We start from the raw sequence: 18509 nt of genomic DNA on the forward strand, positions 1-18509 counted from the left end.
TAAAAAGACAGGGTTTCTCAACAATCTGAGGGGCAGCAAATGCTGCCCCTTAATTCATTGATAGGATAAGGATGATTTCAGAGTGTTCTACCATCATTCTTCGATAAACACTTACGCAAGCGGCTTCGGATTTGTCATCGACAGCAGTTCCTGCATGTTTGACTTTCTTGCATTTCCAAGTGTGCTGCCAATCAGATTCGTAAATCCGTCAATGGTAGCCATCCGTCCGTTGTAGCGTTGGAAATACTTGTGCCAGACGATGTCCAGCGCTTCGGTGCCTGCCTTCTGTACCCATTGCACCATTAGGGCAGCGCCCTTGACGCGGTAGAGAAGCTCAGAATATTGGCCGACATGGAACGCGGGAGTCGTTACCTGCTTCTGGAACAGTACGGCTGGCCATTGCTCGGATGGGATGACGAGGGCTCCGGCATCTGGATCCGTCCATGTATCCAACGATGATAGATTCGGATACTGTCCGTTCCATATCGACATCGCCCAAGGTGCTCCCTCCTGTTCGTGACGATAGTATTGAGCTGCGAATTCAGATAATCCTTCTTCCAAAAATCCTTCAGTAAGCGCATTATGTCCGATAGCAAGTGAGAACCATTGCTTGGCAATCGATCGCAGAACATCCTGTGACAGCACACCTTGCTCATTACCCGCTGCACCGAGACGGTTGAACAAGATTACTTCGTTTAAGCTGTCCGTCATTTCGGGGAATGGGGCTTCGGCGAATTTCCAATGCTTGATTGGCAGCATTCCAATCTTATCGGAATAGAATCCGATTGCATCCTGCAGCGCTGCTATATATTTCTTCATCTGTTCCTCGTCCGGCTGCTCGAAGGTGAATACAGACAGTTGTCCGCCACTAGGCAGATCGACCTTCGTCTCTATATATTTCGGGCTTGCGTAGAAGCCGAAATGACGGACATTCTGCACGTTCGAATGAACAATCTTCCTCTCATTCTCCACACGCTGATCAATCAAGCTGCCCGTCATCGCCACATTCCATGAGGCAGGCATATTCAAGCTTACATCGTAATCCGCAGCATAGAAGAAATCACTCTTATATTTCGGATTGTTCGGAACCCGGTTCCAACCTCCTTGAATCGAATCGAAGACGGCTAGCTGCGGCGTCCAGTAAGTACCGCCAACATAATCATCTGTATAGGATAATCGCTGTGCGCCATACGGGACTTGGACTTCATAATGAATGCGAATCGATACGCTCTCATTAGGAGCAAGCCCCTTGTTAAGCGTGACCGTCATCGATTGGTTTGCATGCTTAAATTGCAGTGCTTTGCCCTCTAAAGTCGTTACTTTCTTCGTCGTTATTCCCCCGAAGAACCGATCATCAATGCTTTGACTGTTATGGGCATCATCCTGAGGAGATTGATTGCGAATTTGTTCGTTGCGCTGCTTGAATTGAACAGGCATCGTCTCTGGCTTGCGGTAGCTGTCGGCAAACCAATGGAAGACTAGCTCATTAAGGTTGCGATTGAATACGTTGCGAATCGTAACGACGGCCTGCGATTGTATCGTTCGGGTCTGCTCATTCCAATTGGCATTTATCTGATACTGAATCGGTGAGGTGGAGGCATTCTCCTTCTTCGCCCTGCCCTCACTCTTGCCGCCCCACGCACACCCAGCTAGCAGCTGCGTCATCAGGCAGATGACAAGCAAGGTAACAGCTAGTTTCCATCGTGTTGGACGCGGTTGGAATCGCGATGTGTTGCTCATAGGTGGCCCTCCTTCCGCCGATAAATAGGTAAGGTTGTTCATAATTGTATGTTAACTCCATTGTAGTAGATTTATAGGGAGCATATCTATTGATTTGACTTACGTTAGCTTACAGTTTTGTCATGATCAATGATATGGTACTATTACTTAGGGGGATATGCATTCTATTAATTATGGAAACATCAACAACCACTAGAGAGAGAAAGGGATGAATTCGGTGATTCTCCGAAAACCGATGTTACCTCACTCGATAACCGAATCCGATAATGTTGTATTGGATTCCCTACGAACAAAGATGAATTTCTTACAAATCACATCGAAAGATGCCGAATGTCTGCGTCGTTTGGCTCCCTACATGGAAAAGTACGCAGAAGCGATCACAGACCGCCACTATGATTTACTGTTCGGATTGCCAGAAATGAAGCGAATGATTGATCAGCACAGTACTAGGGCAAGGCTCAAGGGAACGTTTATCGCCTATTTGCAATCGATCCCTCAGGTTGCATTCGATGCAGAATACGTGCGAATGAGAGAGCGAATTGGGCAGGTGCACAGCCGCATACAATTAGAGCCGGAATGGTTCATTGCCTCGTTCTTGCGCGTATATGAGTACTTGGTTCCCATCATCGTGAATGATTTCCGTTCAAATGATGCATCTGCGATCTTAATGGCGCTTCACCGGATTGTGATGCTGGATGCCCAAATTGTATTGGAATCCTATCAGTCTGCAACGGAATATCGCCTGATGGACAACAATAGCGACATTATGGAAATGTTAATTCAGTCTGATGGACTGCACACACTGTTGATCGCTGCTGAGCGATCCCTTCAAGATGTTTTGGACATTCAGGCTGCTACCGAGCAATTGACAGCTTCCATCGAAGAGGTGTCCGTGCAGACGGCAGATTCTGCTACGAATACGGTGAATATGATAGCGGCGCTTCAGGAGAATCGGAAGATTGTTGAAGAGACGATTGAAGGCTTCGAGAAGATGAATGATTTGTTCTTAGATACACGCACTCGCTTTGACCAATTACAGCGTTCCATGCAAAAGTTAACGGACGTCGTGCAGCTAATCGACACGGTCGCTGGAGAGACACAACTGCTCGCGCTGAACGCTTCGATCGAAGCAGCCCGTGCTGGGGAAGAAGGACGCGGCTTCGCTGTCGTGGCTGGGGAAGTTCGCAAACTGTCTGATCAAACGAAGCAGGCCGTTCATGATGTGTATGATGTCATTGAGAGCATTCAAGGCATGGCTACAGCGGTGCAAGCGCGGACTCGGGATATGTCGGAGCAAATGGATATCCAGCATCATAAAAATAAAAGCGCTTTCGAGCAGTTGGATCGTATGATGCAGTCGGTCGAAGAGGTAGGTTCTTCGGAGGATGCAATCGCTTCCATTGTCGAACAACAAGCGGATGCTACACAAGAAATTACTGCCAGCATGACCGGCATTGTGAAGAATACAGAAGAAATGATGTCTATGGCCAAGGCTACCGGTCAGCATCTCTATACAACAAGCCAATCGGTTGAGACATTGCGCAAGCAATCGCTTGGATGGTTCCGTCATATCGATGATGCACAATGGATTCGAATTATGAAGACCGATCATCTACTATGGAAATGGTGCACGTATAATCGGCTCCTCGGCTTCGATGAGAGTGATCCTGCTGTCATGGAGGACTTCCATCAATGCCGGCTTGGCAAATGGATTGCAACAGAGCAGCAGCGAAGCGATTCGCCAGTGGCCCATCTTCCGCTGTTCAAGGATATGGTGGGGCAGCATGAGATGCTTCATCGCTTGGCAGGTGAAGCTGCTCGTCAGATGGATGATGGCAGCCGCGAAGCAGCGACAGTATCCTATCGGCGAATGAATGAGATCTCGCAGCAGCTGTTGGCACAGTTGGATGAGCTGAGAACTCAGCTGGAGCGTCGCCCTGCAAAACAGCATGCCTAATCGCAAGGGCGAGATGTAATTCGGTTTGGATTGTCTCGTAAATATAAGATGAAGAGGTACTGAACGGGGATGCGGCTGGATTCTCGCGGGAGGAATTACGTTGTATATAACTAATGAATAAATGAACATATATTGTAATCGTAAATGTAAAATCGGGTTAGGCAACACCATGCGATTCGACACGGTGTATGCCTGACCCGATTTTTTTATGCTTGAAGATATTGAATGAAAAAGTAGATTGGCTTGGCAAATTATATGATTTGTTCGACCCTCTAGAGATTACGGCTTAAATTTGGCAGCTTCATCGACCAATTGATGTTTTGGTACCTCATATCTGTCGCTGTACGGGTAATCGTCAATTTCTTAGGAATATGATTCAACCCGCCAACTACCACTTCGCCAGAATATTTTCGGTACGCATCTTCCGATTCCCCAAAGCCTCCATGCAGGGATACTGTATATTCATGACCATGTTCATCACGAGCTGTCCACTGATCACCAGATGTTTCATTGGAGTACCGTCCCGATGCCTTCAGCCATAGTGAGGGCTTTAACCCTTCTGCCTTACTGACAAACGAATCACGAATTCCATTTACCCCGCCTATTCGAATTTCATCACCCCTTGTTTTAAAGACTGCTGGATTGGATTGCAGGTCTTTGACTTCGAGCGATATCGAATCATTCGTATAAATAGGGAAATGATAATTGTCGATTACGAGTTCAGCTTGCTCGGGCAGCTCCGTGAGCTGACCAAATGTGTAGGTGCAGGTCACGACTTTTTTACTTTCCTCGATATTGCAGCTTGTACGCAGCGGGAAAGCCGCTGGCTTGCTTGAAGATTTGTCTCTATAGTAATCACTACTCGCAATTTTCCGACCACTCGGTTCTTTCAAATAGAATCCTATTTCATGTTAATAATTTCCGCCTAATCCTTCATTAGGCGGAGCAGCATTAGAAGGTAGTTGGCTCCTAAATTCAATTTGGAAAGCACTCGCATGATGAATCATTCGCGTAGGCTTAATTCGAGTACCATTTGGCGCAACGTACTCCCCTTCTAACGGAATCATTTTCATTTGTTCTCTTGCCGACCTCATATCCATGCCTATTTCAAAGCTCCAATTCCCGTTTACGCGCCAATCCCATCTTTCGAAATCAAAATGATCAACATTCCCCCGAATCGTGATATGATCGCCAGCAGGGGTCTCCTTTAGCCCCATGTCGATCACCAGATATTCATCCCACCACCATTTATCTTTTCTGTTTTCGATTCTGCCCGTTGCATTCGGATCAACGATTGACTTTCCGTTGCTGTCCAACACATCAATTGTGTCCGTTCTGAACAAATTATTCAGATCAACCCCATAAGGCCCAACTACGCGAAGCGCAATAACAAGCCTGGTTGTATCAACCGCAAGTTCTTTTACCTCCAGCGTTATGCCCTTATCTCTTACAGTAACATTAACAAAGCGATGAATACCAAGCTTTTCAGCTTGTGTTAATCCTACATCCGCAGTCATACCTAGCATCGATCTCATCCAATTCGCTACCGTTGGTTGTGTAAGGACGTTGGAAATGACGAGAAACAGAAAAATAACTGACGCGATCCACTTCTTGCGCGAACGTTTTTTTCGTGTAGGCACTGGAGTAGCCATGTGTTCAAAGCTTGGCTCCTTTTCGCCTATATTGCCATCAAATCGATTATTATCTGCTTCAATGGCGGCCATGATGAGATCCGTGAAGGAGTCATCCAGCTTGTCCGGATAAAGAGCTTGATGCATGTCACTCTGTTCCTCCATGCATGCCTCCAAGAGATGCTGGCAGCGCGTGCACTTCTCGATATGATCCATGACGGAACCAAGCTGCCGATTCACGATCAACCCCTCCATCTGTTCATGCGTGAGGCAATTCTCTGACATACTGGCTCCCTCCTTGTTCGATGAGTTTCTTAAGTGATTGTTTAGCTCGATATAGCGCATTTTTCACTTGATGCTTGGACAGATTCGTGATCTCGCCTATTTCTTCGTAGGTGCACTCATTCGTATAGCGCAGCAGGATGACCATTCGCTGCGTTGGGGGCAATTGCTGAATGAACTGCCGTATATGCCGCTGGGATTCTGTTCGCAGATACAGCATTTCCGGTGTGGCCTCGTCCAGCAAGGATTCTTGTTCCCATTCGACCACTGCAAGCTGCTTGCGTTTGAATCGATCCTGATAGGTACGAACAACAATGGTATATAACCATGACGCGAAGCTTCTGCTTCGATCATGATCCGCCAGCTTGCGGTATGCCTTAATAAATGCCTCCTGCGCAATATCCTTGGCATCTTCATGAGTCGCTCCCATCCCTCGTAGCAGGCCGTAGATTCGCTGTTTGTACTTGTTGACTAGAATCGCGTATAAGTCCTGCCTGCCTGCAAGAATTTGCTCGATGATGTCTTTGTCTGACTCGGTGCAGCCCATGGCTCTCCTCCTTTGTCGTTGTCTGTTCATAGATATAGACGAGCCTATCACTTGCAACTTCTCATCGTAGCAAGAAAGATTTTTTGCGAATTTCACGAAAAAAAAGGAGAACCGGAGTCCTCCCTCATCAATTATTTTCTTCTGACACGTTGCGTTCATGAACAACAATCGCCCCGGCACAGTAGTGCTGAGCGGGGCGATTGCGTCATAGCAGCAGATTATCTGCCTCTATGCTTTTCTTTCCGCTTGTGAATGCGAATGCTCCGTTTTTTCTCCTGCAAGGCTTCGCGTTCTTCCCGAGAGCGGCATACGCGCTCCTTCTTTCTGCTCTCGTAGTCAAGACGCAGAGCTTCCTGGGATTGCGTCGATATGCCGCGCTGCTTCATTTCCATTGCGGCACGTCTTGCCAGCCGCTTCGGATTGATGCGGCGCAGCGGCTCTTGGGCGCTCACAGCAGTTTGCGTGATCCGTTCCATTAGCGGCATCATGAATACTTCCACGAATTCAAGCACTTCTGCATCCTTTGGCTCTGCTCCAAATACATGGCGGCAAGCCTTCAGACGCCCATGGACAGTGTCCTCGACGACGCCGATCCAGAACGGACCTTCAAAAAATACGGTTAACTTCACACTCTATTCCCCCTTTGTCATAAAGAGTGAGGGACATCCCAAGGGGGGAAGGTTACTGATCCCGAACATTTTCATGCCGGAACGTTCGGACTACCAACCGAAAACCGTGTTTTTACACTCTTACCTGAGTATATCGCAATTGAACGGAGTTCCCAAGATGAAATTGTCATCGAAATAAGCAGGTAGGAATGAACTTTAGATGGGGGGAACCACATCCGATCTGTGGAGGAGCTCGCGTTGGAGCTTCCACAGATGAACATGGATGATGAGTTGTACGAGTTGATGCGTTACCTATTTTTCGCGTATATCATGTTAGACAAGGTTGAAAAGTCAGAAGCTATTTATCGGATTCAGAATCCAGCTGGCTCCATTTGTTGCCGAATACCGGCGGTGTATATTGAAGCAGCTTCTCAACGAGCTCTGCAGGGTCAGCAGAAGCAAGGATGAGCAATTCATGCTCTTGCTTAACAAATCCTGCTTGGATGGAGTGCCGAACCATTTCCAGCATAGGTGTGAAATAGCCTTCCACATTCAGTACGCCAATTGGCTTCTGATGAATGCCGATTTGCGCCCAGCTAATGACCTCGAACAGCTCTTCAAATGTTCCGAATCCGCCTGGCAGCGAGATAAATCCGTCAGACAGATCGATCATCGTTTTTTTGCGTTCATGCATATCTTTTACTTCAATGAGCTCAGTCAAGTTGGTATGTACAACTTCACCTCGGAACAATCCGCGCGGCATAACGCCTGTTACTCTGCCGCCAAGGCGCAGCACTTCATTAGCTACTTCGCCCATGAGACCGACTTTGGAGCCACCGTATACAAGTTCAATATTCTTCTCAGCAAGTACACGGCCTAGAGCTTGCGCGCTAGAGGCGAAGTTGGGGTGCGTCCCCAAGTTGGATCCGGAATACACACATAATCTTTTCACGAGTAATGCCTCCTCATCTGGTATACTTTATTAAGTATAGACATCATTGGTTAGGAAAGGAAGTTAATTTACAATGGAGATGAAACCATTTCAACAGTGGGTGCAGCAGTTTTATCAGAAGCGGGAATGGTCGCAATATAATTCCTTTATTCGCGTCGGCTTCCTCATGGAGGAAGTGGGAGAGGTTGCACGTGTTGTTCGGGCGCTGGAAATTGGCCGTGACCGTCCAGATGAAGGGGAGCGCAGCCGCGATGAACTGCGTCAAGAACTGGTGGAAGAGCTCGGTGATGTGCTGGCGAATGTCATTGTGCTGTCGGAGAAGTATGACATCGACTTGAGTGAGATTGCACAAGCCCATATGGACAAGCTGACGAAGCGTTTCGGCGGTTGATTCGGTAGGGAAACACCAGGGAGAACTATCGGCAAGGTAAGAGCAAGAACAAGAACAAGAGCAAGAACAAGAGCAAGAGCAAGAGCAAGAGCAAGAGCAAAGTGCTGAGTGCTGAGTGCGAAAAGCAAAGCTAAGAGTCTAAAGTGTAAATTGCTAAGATCCATCCCGTTGCGGCGAGCTGCGAATCGGATAGATAACAAAGCAAATGATGGCGAATACGAGTGCAACGATTGGGATGCCTGCCAGCATCAGTCTAATCCCTAATATGGCTGCGTCAGGCTGCTGCGCGCTATTGGCAACATAGCCGCTGGATTCGAGTACGATGCTCATAATAATGGCTTGCAGGGAGACGCCGAACCGAATAATAAATCCATTCATGCCGAAATACATACCTTCGCGTCGTGCCCCTGTCGTGCGCTCGTCCTCGTCAATGACCTCAGAGAGGAGAATGTCGAGTAGGATGATAAGTCCAGCAAGGCTGAACCCGATGAATGCGCCTGCTATATAGGCGCCGAGTTCCGATGAGACGAACAGAAGTGGAGCTAAGGCAAACATATAGCATACGATGGCAGCAATCATCGTTTTGCGCGGTCCGTAGCGTTTCGTCCAATGCGCCCATACGTACACGAACGGGATCGCAGTAACGAAGACCAGCCCAAGCATAATTGTGTTGGCGCTTTCATTTGCGTGCAGTGCATATTTGGTGAAGAACGGAATCGCCGCGGTCAGAAGAGCAAAGGTCAATTGCACGAAGAAACCGCCCAGTACATAGGCGACAAAAGAACGGTTAGAGAACGTATACACAATAGCCTTCCATAACCCGATTGAGCGAGCAGATGCCTGCTCATTCTCCTTCGAGCCCCAGATCATCACTGCCAGAAATATAGCGGGTATGATTCCGAAGGTAAGCCCCATAGCCCCCCATCCGTATTCGGTATAGACTAGCGGCGGTGCTGCTACCCCTCCAATCATCCCCAGTATGCCGAACATTTGCTTCCACGAAGAGGCAGATGCTCGCTCCTTCATCGTAACGAACATTTCCGGGAACAGCGCTGAGTAATTGAGGATGACGAGCACATACAAAATATCATACAGCAGTACGAGCAAGAGGAAGTACCAGAACAGCCCGTTACCGGAAGCAAGTGGGAACCAGATGAGTGTAAATACAGCCGCGAGCGGTATCGTTCCAAATGCCATGTAGGGAATGCGCCGGCCCCACCTCGTACGAAACCGATCGGACATATAGCCGAACAATGGATTGAGAAAGGCGCCGACGAGTCCGTGGATCACCATCGCAATGCCGATGAGTCCTGGACGGACGCCAAGGATGTCAACGTAATAATAGACAATATAGGCTGCGAACATTTGGGCCAATAAGTTGGCAGATATATTTCCTGAAGCGAAGGCAGCTTTGCGTGCAGGGGATATCGCAATGCTCATTGTATGACCCTCCTTCTTGTTCCTACATAAGCGGTGGGAGCTGGCCGCGCTGTACATCCCGCAAGTCTCGCCAGCGAATGAGCTGAATACCTTCTTCTGCAATGATACGCCTGATGTCTGGATCGCGGAATAATCTCCATTCCATGCCGCGCTTCTCCCAATGCGGTGTAATGGCCTTTAATTCATCAGATACGATGGAGGGGTGGAGGTACATCTCGGTAATACCGGGAAGAAGACCGCGTAGGAGTGCTTCCGCCTTGGCTTTGACCTGAGCGTACGTCTCTCCTGGAATCCGTTCATAAGGGAGCCCGAGCAGTGTGTCCAGAATGACAACCCCTTTGGCATCTGCCAGATCGATCCGCCTCTTCGCCATCTTCTCGAGCTCTGGATTCAGCTTCATGCCGCCAATACGTCTTGGCATGCGGAACGGCAGTCCATACGCTGCACATACATCAAATACTACGTCAAGGAAATCCCGTCCCGACGCGATTCCGTATAAGCTGCCCATGTGGTTATCTGCATGCGTAATATTGATGCCAATACGTCTTGCCGCTTCAATTTGACTAATCATCTCACAGCGAATTTGCTCAGGATCGGCGAGATGCTCGACGGTCAGACAATCCTCAGGGAAGTAGCCCTCCTCGGTGAGCAGGGTGGAGATGTCTCGTGAGCGGTTCATCGCCGACCATTTATACCCTTCCCACTCGCTCGTGAAGGTGAGGTGTACCCCGATGTCCAGCTCTGGATGAGCGGCACTCCACTTCGCTGCTTCCTTGGCCCAGCCGCATGGCATCATGATGGAGGTGGAACAGATCGATCCCTCCTCAAGCAGCTGCATAATCCCCATGTTCGTTGCATGACACATACCGAAGTCGTCGGCATTAATGATGAGCAGACGATCGGTTTCCTCATACCCCAAAGCTCTCATGACGTTCATGGCCTTCGCCTCCATGTGTGATTGATCGATGCGCATGAATCGATTCGTGTTTATGCAACTAAATATATTCGAGAATCGGCGGCAACTTGCACTTGCGCTCAGATATAATGATGGTTTACTAACGGGAGTATCGATTTCCCATGCGCGATGAGAGGTGGGAAGTACAATAGAGCTAGCTGTTATCGCTTAGGGGCATCCTTCGATTACGCAGATATGCTTCTGATTCGGAGGCAGCTCTAATATGTTAATCATAGGTGAGATGGCATCCATGAAGGAGGGCTGAACGATGACATGGGATATCATTCGCATACCTTGGACGACATATCGGGGGGCAGAAGCAGTTGAACGACTGCCTGAGGCTCTCCTTCAGTTGAAGGATGCTTCGACAACAGCAGAAGCGGAGCTGGCCAGTGCATCGATAGAAGCAATTGTGGTTGTGCAGGGCGCCCTGTACGAGGTGGCTGTACCGACATCCATTTGCTTGCTAAGCATGATTCAGAATACGACGGATACGGCACGCCCGTACATGTTGGAGTTGCTTGTTCTCATTGCTTCCGGCGAGCCAGCAGATCTTGAGTTGGAGTACGGAAATCCGCGTCTGGCAGATGCTTGCATGCGGGAAGTTGCCCGAGGAGCTGCTGTATATGCCCACTTACTAGAGAATGGGCGCGCGGCTGAGCGGCTGCATTGTATCGACCTTCTAGGATTGTGTGCGAAGCGGGATCGGACGGTAAGGGAGCGGGTACGCTGGATGTTTCGGCGAGTGCTGCAGTCTGAGAGGGATGAACGTATTCGGGAGTTTTTGTCTTATTGGCTGAGGGAGCTGGTGTAGTTATCGACAGGTTTATTTTTAAAAACTGCAATGGTGCTTACGTTGAGGAAAAATGTAATCTATAATGGACATGAAAATAATGGTTAAAAAATACCGCGTCCAAATGAACGCTAAGGCATTGCATTGTACTTGATGCTATGCCTTTTTCTTGTTTGCTGTTTAACAGGGGGAATTATTACTGAACAGCCTAGTACATTAGGCTAATTACTATTAATCGAGTCGTGATAACACATCTACTAGGAAACAATTGTTTTTGAGGAGAGGCATCAATGGGGAAAAATGTATCGTACTCATATTTTATTTGGGTGTCGTTAGAAATCGTTTTCACTAATTTGTTATTGGCATCATATTCAAATTCTGTTATCTCTGAAGCAAAGGCTGAAGTGATTGTTGCAGGGGCTAATCCAAACAGCAAAAGTAATATGCATAACAGTTTTTTCATTCACTATGAACCTCCAATGATGAGTATATGAGCATAGTGTACATGGAGACGCTTCAAAGTAGTGATAAAAGAAACACGATGTTATAGAATCCTCTAAATAATACCCGCTATTTAATAATTATGTAAATTAATGTCTGTAAAACTGTGTAGGTCAGCAGATATAGTAAATATATAATATAACAAAGATAAGGTAGGGGTATATGTGAAAGATGTCAAAAAGAAACTACTCTTTTGCATCACCATAATGTTTGTACTTATGGTTGGGGCAAACATTTTTAGAGGTGAGAAAGCGCTTGCGCAAGAAGGGAAACAGGAATCACAGCTTGTGTTTATTAATTTGTCGACTGATGCGAAGAAGAACGATTACATATATGATTCTGACGGAAAATTGATCGCTGCTTTTCTATCAGACGGAACTTATATGTCTTACATTTATGATTCTAACGGAAACCAAACGAATCGGAAAAAAGTAAACCTGTCGATACAACCGACAATCAATTTATCGGCTCATTCCTATGAGATCTATATAAGAGGGATACGAAGTAACGCTGAACAGATCTATTTCCCTACTTGGACAGAGCATAATGGCCAGGATGATACTGAGTGGATCAAGGGAACGAAAGTGTCAGATGGAGTATGGAAGGCGACTGTATTTTTCAAAAACCACGGTATGGAAACAGGCTCTTATATTACTCATATTTATGATGGGAATCGTATGGTTGCATCGACAATTGTTAATGTGGGCATTAACGTGAAAGTGCGCAGTCCACAAAAAGCATCACTGAAGGACGAGTCATACGATATTTACATAGATGGCGTAGGCGAAAATGTGAATGAAGTTAGGTTTCCAACTTGGACAGAGGCAAATGGCCAAGACGATCTGGAGCAACCTTGGATTAGAGGAGTCAATCAAGGCAATGGCACATGGAAAATAACGATTCCATTCAAGAAGCATAATTATGAGACAGGGAAGTATATCACGCATATTTATAGCTTTGACAAATACGGAAACAACATGATGCTTGGCGGAGCAGAGGTAAATGTGACGGGCGGAACTCAGTATCCGATCGAGACGAATCTACCAAGTGTATCTTACGATATCACCATCTATGGTTTGGATCATAATACTCAGAAGGTTCAATTCCCAACGTGGACTGATCACAACGGTCAGGATGATTTGAAGTGGATTGAGGGAAGTAAAGTAGCGAATGGAGTATGGAAAGCAACTGTACTTTATAGTGAGCATAATCAGGAGGCTGGAAGCTATATTACCCATGTCTATGCGGATGGGAAGTTTGTAGATGGTTTTATCGTTACGGTTCGCGGTAATAACGTTCAACTTAGAGCTCCGCAAGAGGTGAAGAAAAGCGATGGTTCATATGAAATTTTTGTAGAAGGAGTTCCTAATAGCATCAATGAAGTCAGATTTCCAACATGGACGGATCACAATGGACAAGATGATCTTGAAAATCCGTGGGTGAAAGGAGAAAAAGTAAAGCCGGGTGTATGGAAAATCCGAATTCCCTTCAGCAAACATAATAATGAATCAGGTACTTACATTACGCATGTCTACACGGTTGATCAATACGGGAATATGATGGCTGTAGCATGGGTGCATGATCAGGTAATAGATTGAGTACTCATAAGTATTTTTATATATGATTTCGATCAAAACGGTAATCGTATACGCAGTACTAAACAATGAGATTTGGATGAGGAAGGAATCATATGAAAAAGATACTATCATCACTACTAATATTTCTTGTAACAATGCTGTCAGCGGGTACGAGTTATGCAGGGAACAATGTCATTTATGAATATGACGCAAATGGGAACTTGATTCGAAAATCTGCTGTAAATGTTGCAGAAAGTGGCTATATTCCCACCGAGAAAAAGACGTTTACAGGAAAAGAAAAAGTTGCAATCAATGCCAAGGGAGTTAGCAGTGCTAATAATGCGAAGACAACCGTTCAATTTTGGATGTACTGGACAGGTCAAGACAATTTGATGCCATTTAGCTGGCATTCTGGGTATACACTTTGGCTTAACAGCAATGTGTTTGGTTTCAATACGGAGAATGGGGACTTATTTGGATTTCCAGCCGAAAGTATCGCAAATAAGTGGGTTCAAGTTACAGCAATTTTTCACAACGGGGACATTACAAAAAGTGAAATCTATGTAAATGGAACAAAGCAAACGTTGCAACACTACGGCAGCCAATCACTGATTAAATCGGTGTCGGAAACTGCGAATATTTCAGGTTGGGCAAAGAGTGAAGATTACCGCTTCAAAGGTCAAATCTCAGATCTTAAAATCTGGAAACGGGAGCTAACGCAAACCGAAATTTCTAGTAGTGTGTTTTCGAAAAATCCTGTAGCATTAGCTGATTTGGTTGGAGAGTGGAAGCTAAGAGATGAACCAGTTCAATCATTGAAATTCAATGGATTCCAACAAATGAAATTATCAGGAATTCAAGTGGATTCGACCCAAGGTGCACAGACAACCGTTCAATTTTGGATGAAGTGGGACGGGGACCAAATCGAAATGCCATTTAGCTGGGCGAATAGTTCTTACGACTTGTACTTTAATGATCGATTATTTGGCTTCAATACAGGCAATGGAGATTTGTATGGAGCCTCATCTGATCCGCTAGTAAATAAGTGGGTTCACGTATCTGCAATATTCACGAATGGAGATATATACAAAAATGAGTTGTACATCAATGGCGTTAGTCAGACTCTTGCGAAGATAGGGACTGCCTCTAATAGAAATGTTGCAGATAGTGCTTACTTCTCTGGTTGGAATAATGATACCCAATATCAATTTCACGGAAATATAGCAGAGTTGAAAGTCTGGAATCGGGCATTAAATCCAATCGAAATTGAAAGTGAAATGTACAAAGCGCCAGCCATCGGCTCCAATTTAATCTATGTGTATTAACAAAATTAGATAAGGGGGTGAATGGATGAACAATAAAATCGTAGCCTCACTTTTTTATGCGCTAGGTATGTGCTTGCTGATATTTGCGCATAATGCCCAAGCTTTATCCTCACAGCAATATACGTTTAACACTTCTAATCAGTTAGATTCAGTAAATGATTCTGGCGGTATGCGTGTGAAGTATATCTATGATAAGAATGGAGACGTTGTCAGAAGAATTGTAGATCCTAATTTATTTAGGAACGGGGACTTTGAGGCAGCCGGAAATGGGGAAGTTGCATCTGATTGGTAGTATTGGAGGTCGGAAGGAGCCGTTGGAACTTATAGTGTAACGCAGAGTTCGGTATCTTCAAGACAATACGCTCAAAAAATCGATGCTCAGAAAATTTCACTTGGTTCTATGAATATTTATCAAGATGTTCGAGTTGTCCCGAACCAAAAATATAGTGTGAGTGGTAGATTGCTAATCGAGCGAATGAACAACGCGGGCTTCTACGTAGCTATTCATTATTTTGATCAAAATTATAGATTAGTTGGGGCGGATACACCTGCCTATGTTAATAAATCTATAGACTGGACTAGATTGCATGGGCAATTTAATCCGCCAGAAGAAGCCGCAATTGTACGAGTCCATTTTCACTTGATGGAACAAGGGGACAATGGAAGCGGAAAGGTGTATGTGACTAATACTAGATTGAAACGAATGAATTAGAAATTGATAAGGAGAGATATATTTTGAAAAAATGGTTGTCAATTATTCTCGCATTTGCTTTATTGTTCACCAGCATACCATTGATATCGGCAGAAGATAGGTTATCGATTGATATTCCAAACAAGGAAAATCATCCATCGGTAACTACAAGTGTGTATGATAGCGTATATGGTCCGCACGCAACATTCACGGATTTAAACCCAAACGAGCTTATTACGATTACCTCCATAACTGAAACCTTTGGCGTGACCAGGGATTGGGTGACGGAGGAACTATTCAAGGGCTACGAGCTTCATCAAATCTATCAAGGATTGAAAGCAAAGCAGCAGGGAAGAGACTATGAGCAATTCATGACCAGCACCTATCCGAAGCCTGCTCCAGATCCGATAATCAAGCATCAAGAACAAATGAAGAGTGTATCAAAGGCTGTATACCAAGCCAGCGTAACGGAACAGGTCTATGGGAAAGAGAGCCCGTCGGTGACGGATCAAGTGTATGGATTACGGGAGAAGCGATCGTTAGCCTTCCTTAGCAATAATCTATACGATGAGAAAGCACTCCGCAATCGTCCAATCCGGCTGGATCAAGCGCCTTACTCCGTCGGATCCGTTAGCGATCATATTTCTCCTGTAGACGGATCCTTGCGTGTGGAAGTCACGGATATGGTTATGCCTGGATCGAACGGCATGAATTTTGCGCTGCGGAGAATTTATGACAGTTCTTTGGCGAAAGATGATATCTATGTAAACGAAAACGGTAGAAACAGTACACAGGCGACTCAGGAGGAAGAAATATTTCATCTCGGTAAGGGATGGATTTGGGATATTTCGTTTATAAAGCGGGTCAACAACTATCGCTACATTTATATTTCGGGTGTTGGTACATACGGGCTGGAAGATGATCGTTTGGTAGGATATCCGCTCGGCGATTTGGTCTTTATGGAGTCAAATAAGTTATTGCAGTCCGATGAGCGAGCCTCTTATGAGCTTCTCAATAAGACGACTGGAGTCAGCCAATATTTTAATCATATAGGCAATCTCATCTTCATCGAAGACACAGATGGAAACTATATTCAATTCTCATACAAGTATCAGCCGGACATAGGGTGGGTTCTGCATCAGATCAAAAGCTCGACCAGAGACTACCAAGGCAAGAACGAAATGAATATTTCCTACAATGGAAATCATACGGTTACTATTCAAAGCGGAGATCGAAGGGTGATCTATAAGAAAGAAAGAGTCAAAAAAATAAAGAACGATTATCTGTACCGGGAGCAGGATATTTTAACAGAAGTGATCGATCCAATGGGCCGCTCGACCAAGTATGATTATGGCGTATGGAAGCCCTTATTTTTTAATTTAGTCAGCTCGTATTCAGAAATACCTGAAGGATCTGAAGCATACAGGGTAAATTGGGGAGAGAACGAGGTTATCGCACTTGGCGTAATAGAGCATCCGACCAAAGCCATTACGGAATACGGATTTGATGGCGCGATTAAACGGAAAATCGGAGATTTCGCGGAGGAACGTGTGGTGCGATATAAATCTCGCCGCAGTTACTATAGTTCATCCCAATATACACAAAAGAATGAAATGACCCTTAAATATACAATGGATCATAGTAACGTGAAAGATAGAGCGGGGATTGGTGATGGAGGAAAGTACATCGAGCAGGATTTTAGGTTTTCTGTGGATGTGTACGATAAATACAAAACGACGACCTATACGTACGAGAAGCAGTTTGTTGCGTACGATAAACCTTCGGCAATCTATAACACAAAAACGGAAGTTAAGGATCTACAGACAAATGATAGACAGGTGTTCAATTATGCATATGACAGATTCCGAAGGAATCCGAATCCGACCCGGATTGAAGAGACGCATTATCAAGAGGGGGATGCATCTGCGCCTCGTATTACTACGCGTGAGTATGATTATTGGGGACAACTGACTTCGGAAACGAATCCGATCGGCATAACAAGCCGTTATGAGTACAGAGACGTAGTAGAGAATAAGCTGTTCCGCATGAAGAGTAGTAGTGTGCCGATGGATCAGGGAATGACGCTGAGCTCTGAATATGAATACGATCGATATCGCGGGGGATTGAAGCAGGCCGTTTCCAAAAATGATCGAGGCGAAATTGTCCAACAATTGAACTATGAGTATGACTATGCCGGCAACCCGATTAAGATTCGGATTAAGGGAGATGTCGGGGAAACGACTATTTATCAAGACTTCAGCCCTAAATTCAAGAGCATGTATCTAAGCGGACAAGCCGTAGAGGTAAAGAACGTAGAGGGCAAGAATGAACTCGTCAAAAGTCAGATGGAATATATTCCGGAGAGCGGGCTTCCAACGAAATATACAGACGGTAACGGAAACCAGACCTCCTATACGTATGACAAGCTGGGACGAATTACCGCCGAAATTCATCCCGACGGAACGAAGACGACCGTCGTATATGATGATCAGAACAATAAGATGTTCATTACCAATCCGAACGGGCTGCAAATCGAGAAACATTTCGATCCGCTCGGCAACCTGATTGCTGAAACGAATGGGCGAGGCATGGCTCAGCACACGTATGATGAGAACGGCCGGCTGATTCGCAAAGGGGACTTTAACGGATCCGTGATTCAATACGAGTATGACGCCTGGGATCGGATTATTAAGGAGAAATTTGGTTCCAGATCGAACCGCGTTGTCTATAACGATGCGGCAAACACCAAGACAACCTTCGACGGGGAAAATAATGGAATGCGTGAAACGTACGACATTATGGGCAGAGTCATCAAGAAGGAAGAAATCAAGTCGTCGGGTCAAGAAGTTTTGTTATCTCGCTATGAATATGACTATGCGGGGAACGTTAAGGTAGCTTACGACGGAAACCATAATGTGACGAAATACGAGTATGATGTACTCGGGCGCCTGATCGCCGTTACGGATGCTGAAGGGAAGACGACGCGGTATCGGTATAATCTGTCGGGTGATATGGTCGAAGTCAAGTATGCGGACGGAAATACGGTTCAGAAGCGGCATGACGGCATCGGCCGCCTGCTGGAGCAAACCGATCCGAACAAGCAAAGCAAACGCTTCTAT

General features: G+C 45.7%; 15 protein-coding genes and 2 pseudogenes. 8 read left to right on the plus strand and 9 right to left on the minus strand.

Translation table 11 applies throughout. The annotated features are described in order from the left end of the window. Positions 1-111: 111 nt before the first annotated feature. A complete protein-coding gene (locus tag BBG47_RS24735; RefSeq protein WP_065293950.1) occupies positions 112-1740 on the minus strand; it encodes a gluzincin family metallopeptidase in 1629 nt (542 codons plus the stop codon). Between the two features lie 235 nt (positions 1741-1975). Between BBG47_RS24735 and BBG47_RS24740 the strand changes: the two genes are divergently transcribed. Next, entirely contained in the window at positions 1976-3697 is a 1722-nt protein-coding gene (locus tag BBG47_RS24740; protein ID WP_302621970.1) for a protoglobin domain-containing protein, read from the plus strand. A gap of 272 nt (positions 3698-3969) precedes the next feature. Here BBG47_RS24740 and BBG47_RS24745 read toward each other — a convergent pair whose 3' ends face one another. The 5 genes from BBG47_RS24745 to BBG47_RS24765 form a co-directional block, all read right to left on the minus strand. Beyond that, the gene (locus tag BBG47_RS24745; protein ID WP_065293952.1) at positions 3970-4590 is read right to left on the minus strand and encodes a hypothetical protein; all 621 of its coding nucleotides are present in this window, start codon (positions 4588-4590) and stop codon (positions 3970-3972) included. Positions 4591-4608: 18 nt separating this feature from the next. After that, positions 4609-5613 carry a DUF4179 domain-containing protein gene (locus BBG47_RS24750; protein WP_065293953.1) on the minus strand — a complete coding sequence of 335 codons (1005 nt, stop codon included), beginning with the start codon at positions 5611-5613 and terminating at the stop codon, positions 4609-4611. Continuing rightward, positions 5588-6157 carry an RNA polymerase sigma factor gene (locus BBG47_RS24755; protein WP_065293954.1) on the minus strand — a complete coding sequence of 190 codons (570 nt, stop codon included), beginning with the start codon at positions 6155-6157 and terminating at the stop codon, positions 5588-5590. Before BBG47_RS24755 ends, BBG47_RS24750 begins: the two co-directional genes overlap by 26 nt. Positions 6158-6375: 218 nt before the next feature. Beyond that, entirely contained in the window at positions 6376-6786 is a 411-nt protein-coding gene (locus tag BBG47_RS24760) for a YjdF family protein (RefSeq protein WP_065293955.1), read from the minus strand. 337 nt (positions 6787-7123) lie between these two features. Further along, on the minus strand, positions 7124-7717 hold the full coding sequence (locus tag BBG47_RS24765; protein ID WP_021257582.1) for an LOG family protein: 594 nt from the start codon (positions 7715-7717) through the stop codon (positions 7124-7126). A gap of 73 nt (positions 7718-7790) precedes the next feature. On the opposite strand from BBG47_RS24765, the gene BBG47_RS24770 reads away from it, so the two are divergent. After that, on the plus strand, positions 7791-8108 hold the full coding sequence (locus BBG47_RS24770; RefSeq protein ID WP_021257581.1) for a MazG nucleotide pyrophosphohydrolase domain-containing protein: 318 nt from the start codon (positions 7791-7793) through the stop codon (positions 8106-8108). Positions 8109-8261: 153 nt separating this feature from the next. Here BBG47_RS24770 and BBG47_RS24775 read toward each other — a convergent pair whose 3' ends face one another. After that, positions 8262-9548, minus strand: a complete 1287-nt coding sequence (locus tag BBG47_RS24775) for an MFS transporter (RefSeq protein ID WP_065293956.1) — start codon at positions 9546-9548, stop codon at positions 8262-8264. Positions 9549-9570: 22 nt separating this feature from the next. Beyond that, positions 9571-10485 (minus strand): polysaccharide deacetylase family protein, encoded by a 915-nt coding sequence (locus BBG47_RS24780; RefSeq protein WP_065293957.1) that lies wholly within the window; start codon positions 10483-10485, stop codon positions 9571-9573. 286 nt (positions 10486-10771) lie between these two features. Here BBG47_RS24780 and BBG47_RS24785 point away from each other — a divergent pair, with 286 nt between their 5' ends. After that, positions 10772-11317, plus strand: coding sequence for a hypothetical protein (locus tag BBG47_RS24785; protein WP_065293958.1), 546 nt, complete (start codon positions 10772-10774; stop codon positions 11315-11317). 187 nt (positions 11318-11504) lie between these two features. Here the strand turns inward: BBG47_RS24785 and BBG47_RS24790 are convergent, their stop codons facing one another. Then, entirely contained in the window at positions 11505-11759 is a 255-nt protein-coding gene (locus BBG47_RS24790) for a hypothetical protein (RefSeq protein ID WP_065293959.1), read from the minus strand. A gap of 202 nt (positions 11760-11961) precedes the next feature. On the opposite strand from BBG47_RS24790, the gene BBG47_RS24795 reads away from it, so the two are divergent. From BBG47_RS24795 to BBG47_RS24815, 5 genes and pseudogenes are all read left to right on the plus strand, one after another. Next, entirely contained in the window at positions 11962-13395 is a 1434-nt protein-coding gene (locus tag BBG47_RS24795) for a GBS Bsp-like repeat-containing protein (protein ID WP_254659917.1), read from the plus strand. 92 nt (positions 13396-13487) lie between these two features. After that, on the plus strand, positions 13488-14699 hold the full coding sequence (locus BBG47_RS24800) for a LamG domain-containing protein (protein ID WP_065293961.1): 1212 nt from the start codon (positions 13488-13490) through the stop codon (positions 14697-14699). Positions 14700-14724: 25 nt separating this feature from the next. Continuing rightward, entirely contained in the window at positions 14725-14991 is a 267-nt protein-coding gene (locus BBG47_RS24805) for a hypothetical protein (RefSeq protein ID WP_065293962.1), read from the plus strand. Between the two features lie 15 nt (positions 14992-15006). After that, a pseudogene (locus tag BBG47_RS24810) lies at positions 15007-15411 on the plus strand (carbohydrate binding domain-containing protein); the annotation flags it as partial. A 23-nt stretch (positions 15412-15434) separates the two neighbouring features. Further along, positions 15435-18509: pseudogene (locus tag BBG47_RS24815) on the plus strand (polymorphic toxin-type HINT domain-containing protein); the annotation flags it as partial.

The organism is Paenibacillus sp. KS1 (assembly GCF_001680695.1).
Lineage (GTDB): Bacteria > Bacillota > Bacilli > Paenibacillales > Paenibacillaceae > Paenibacillus_B > Paenibacillus_B suaedae.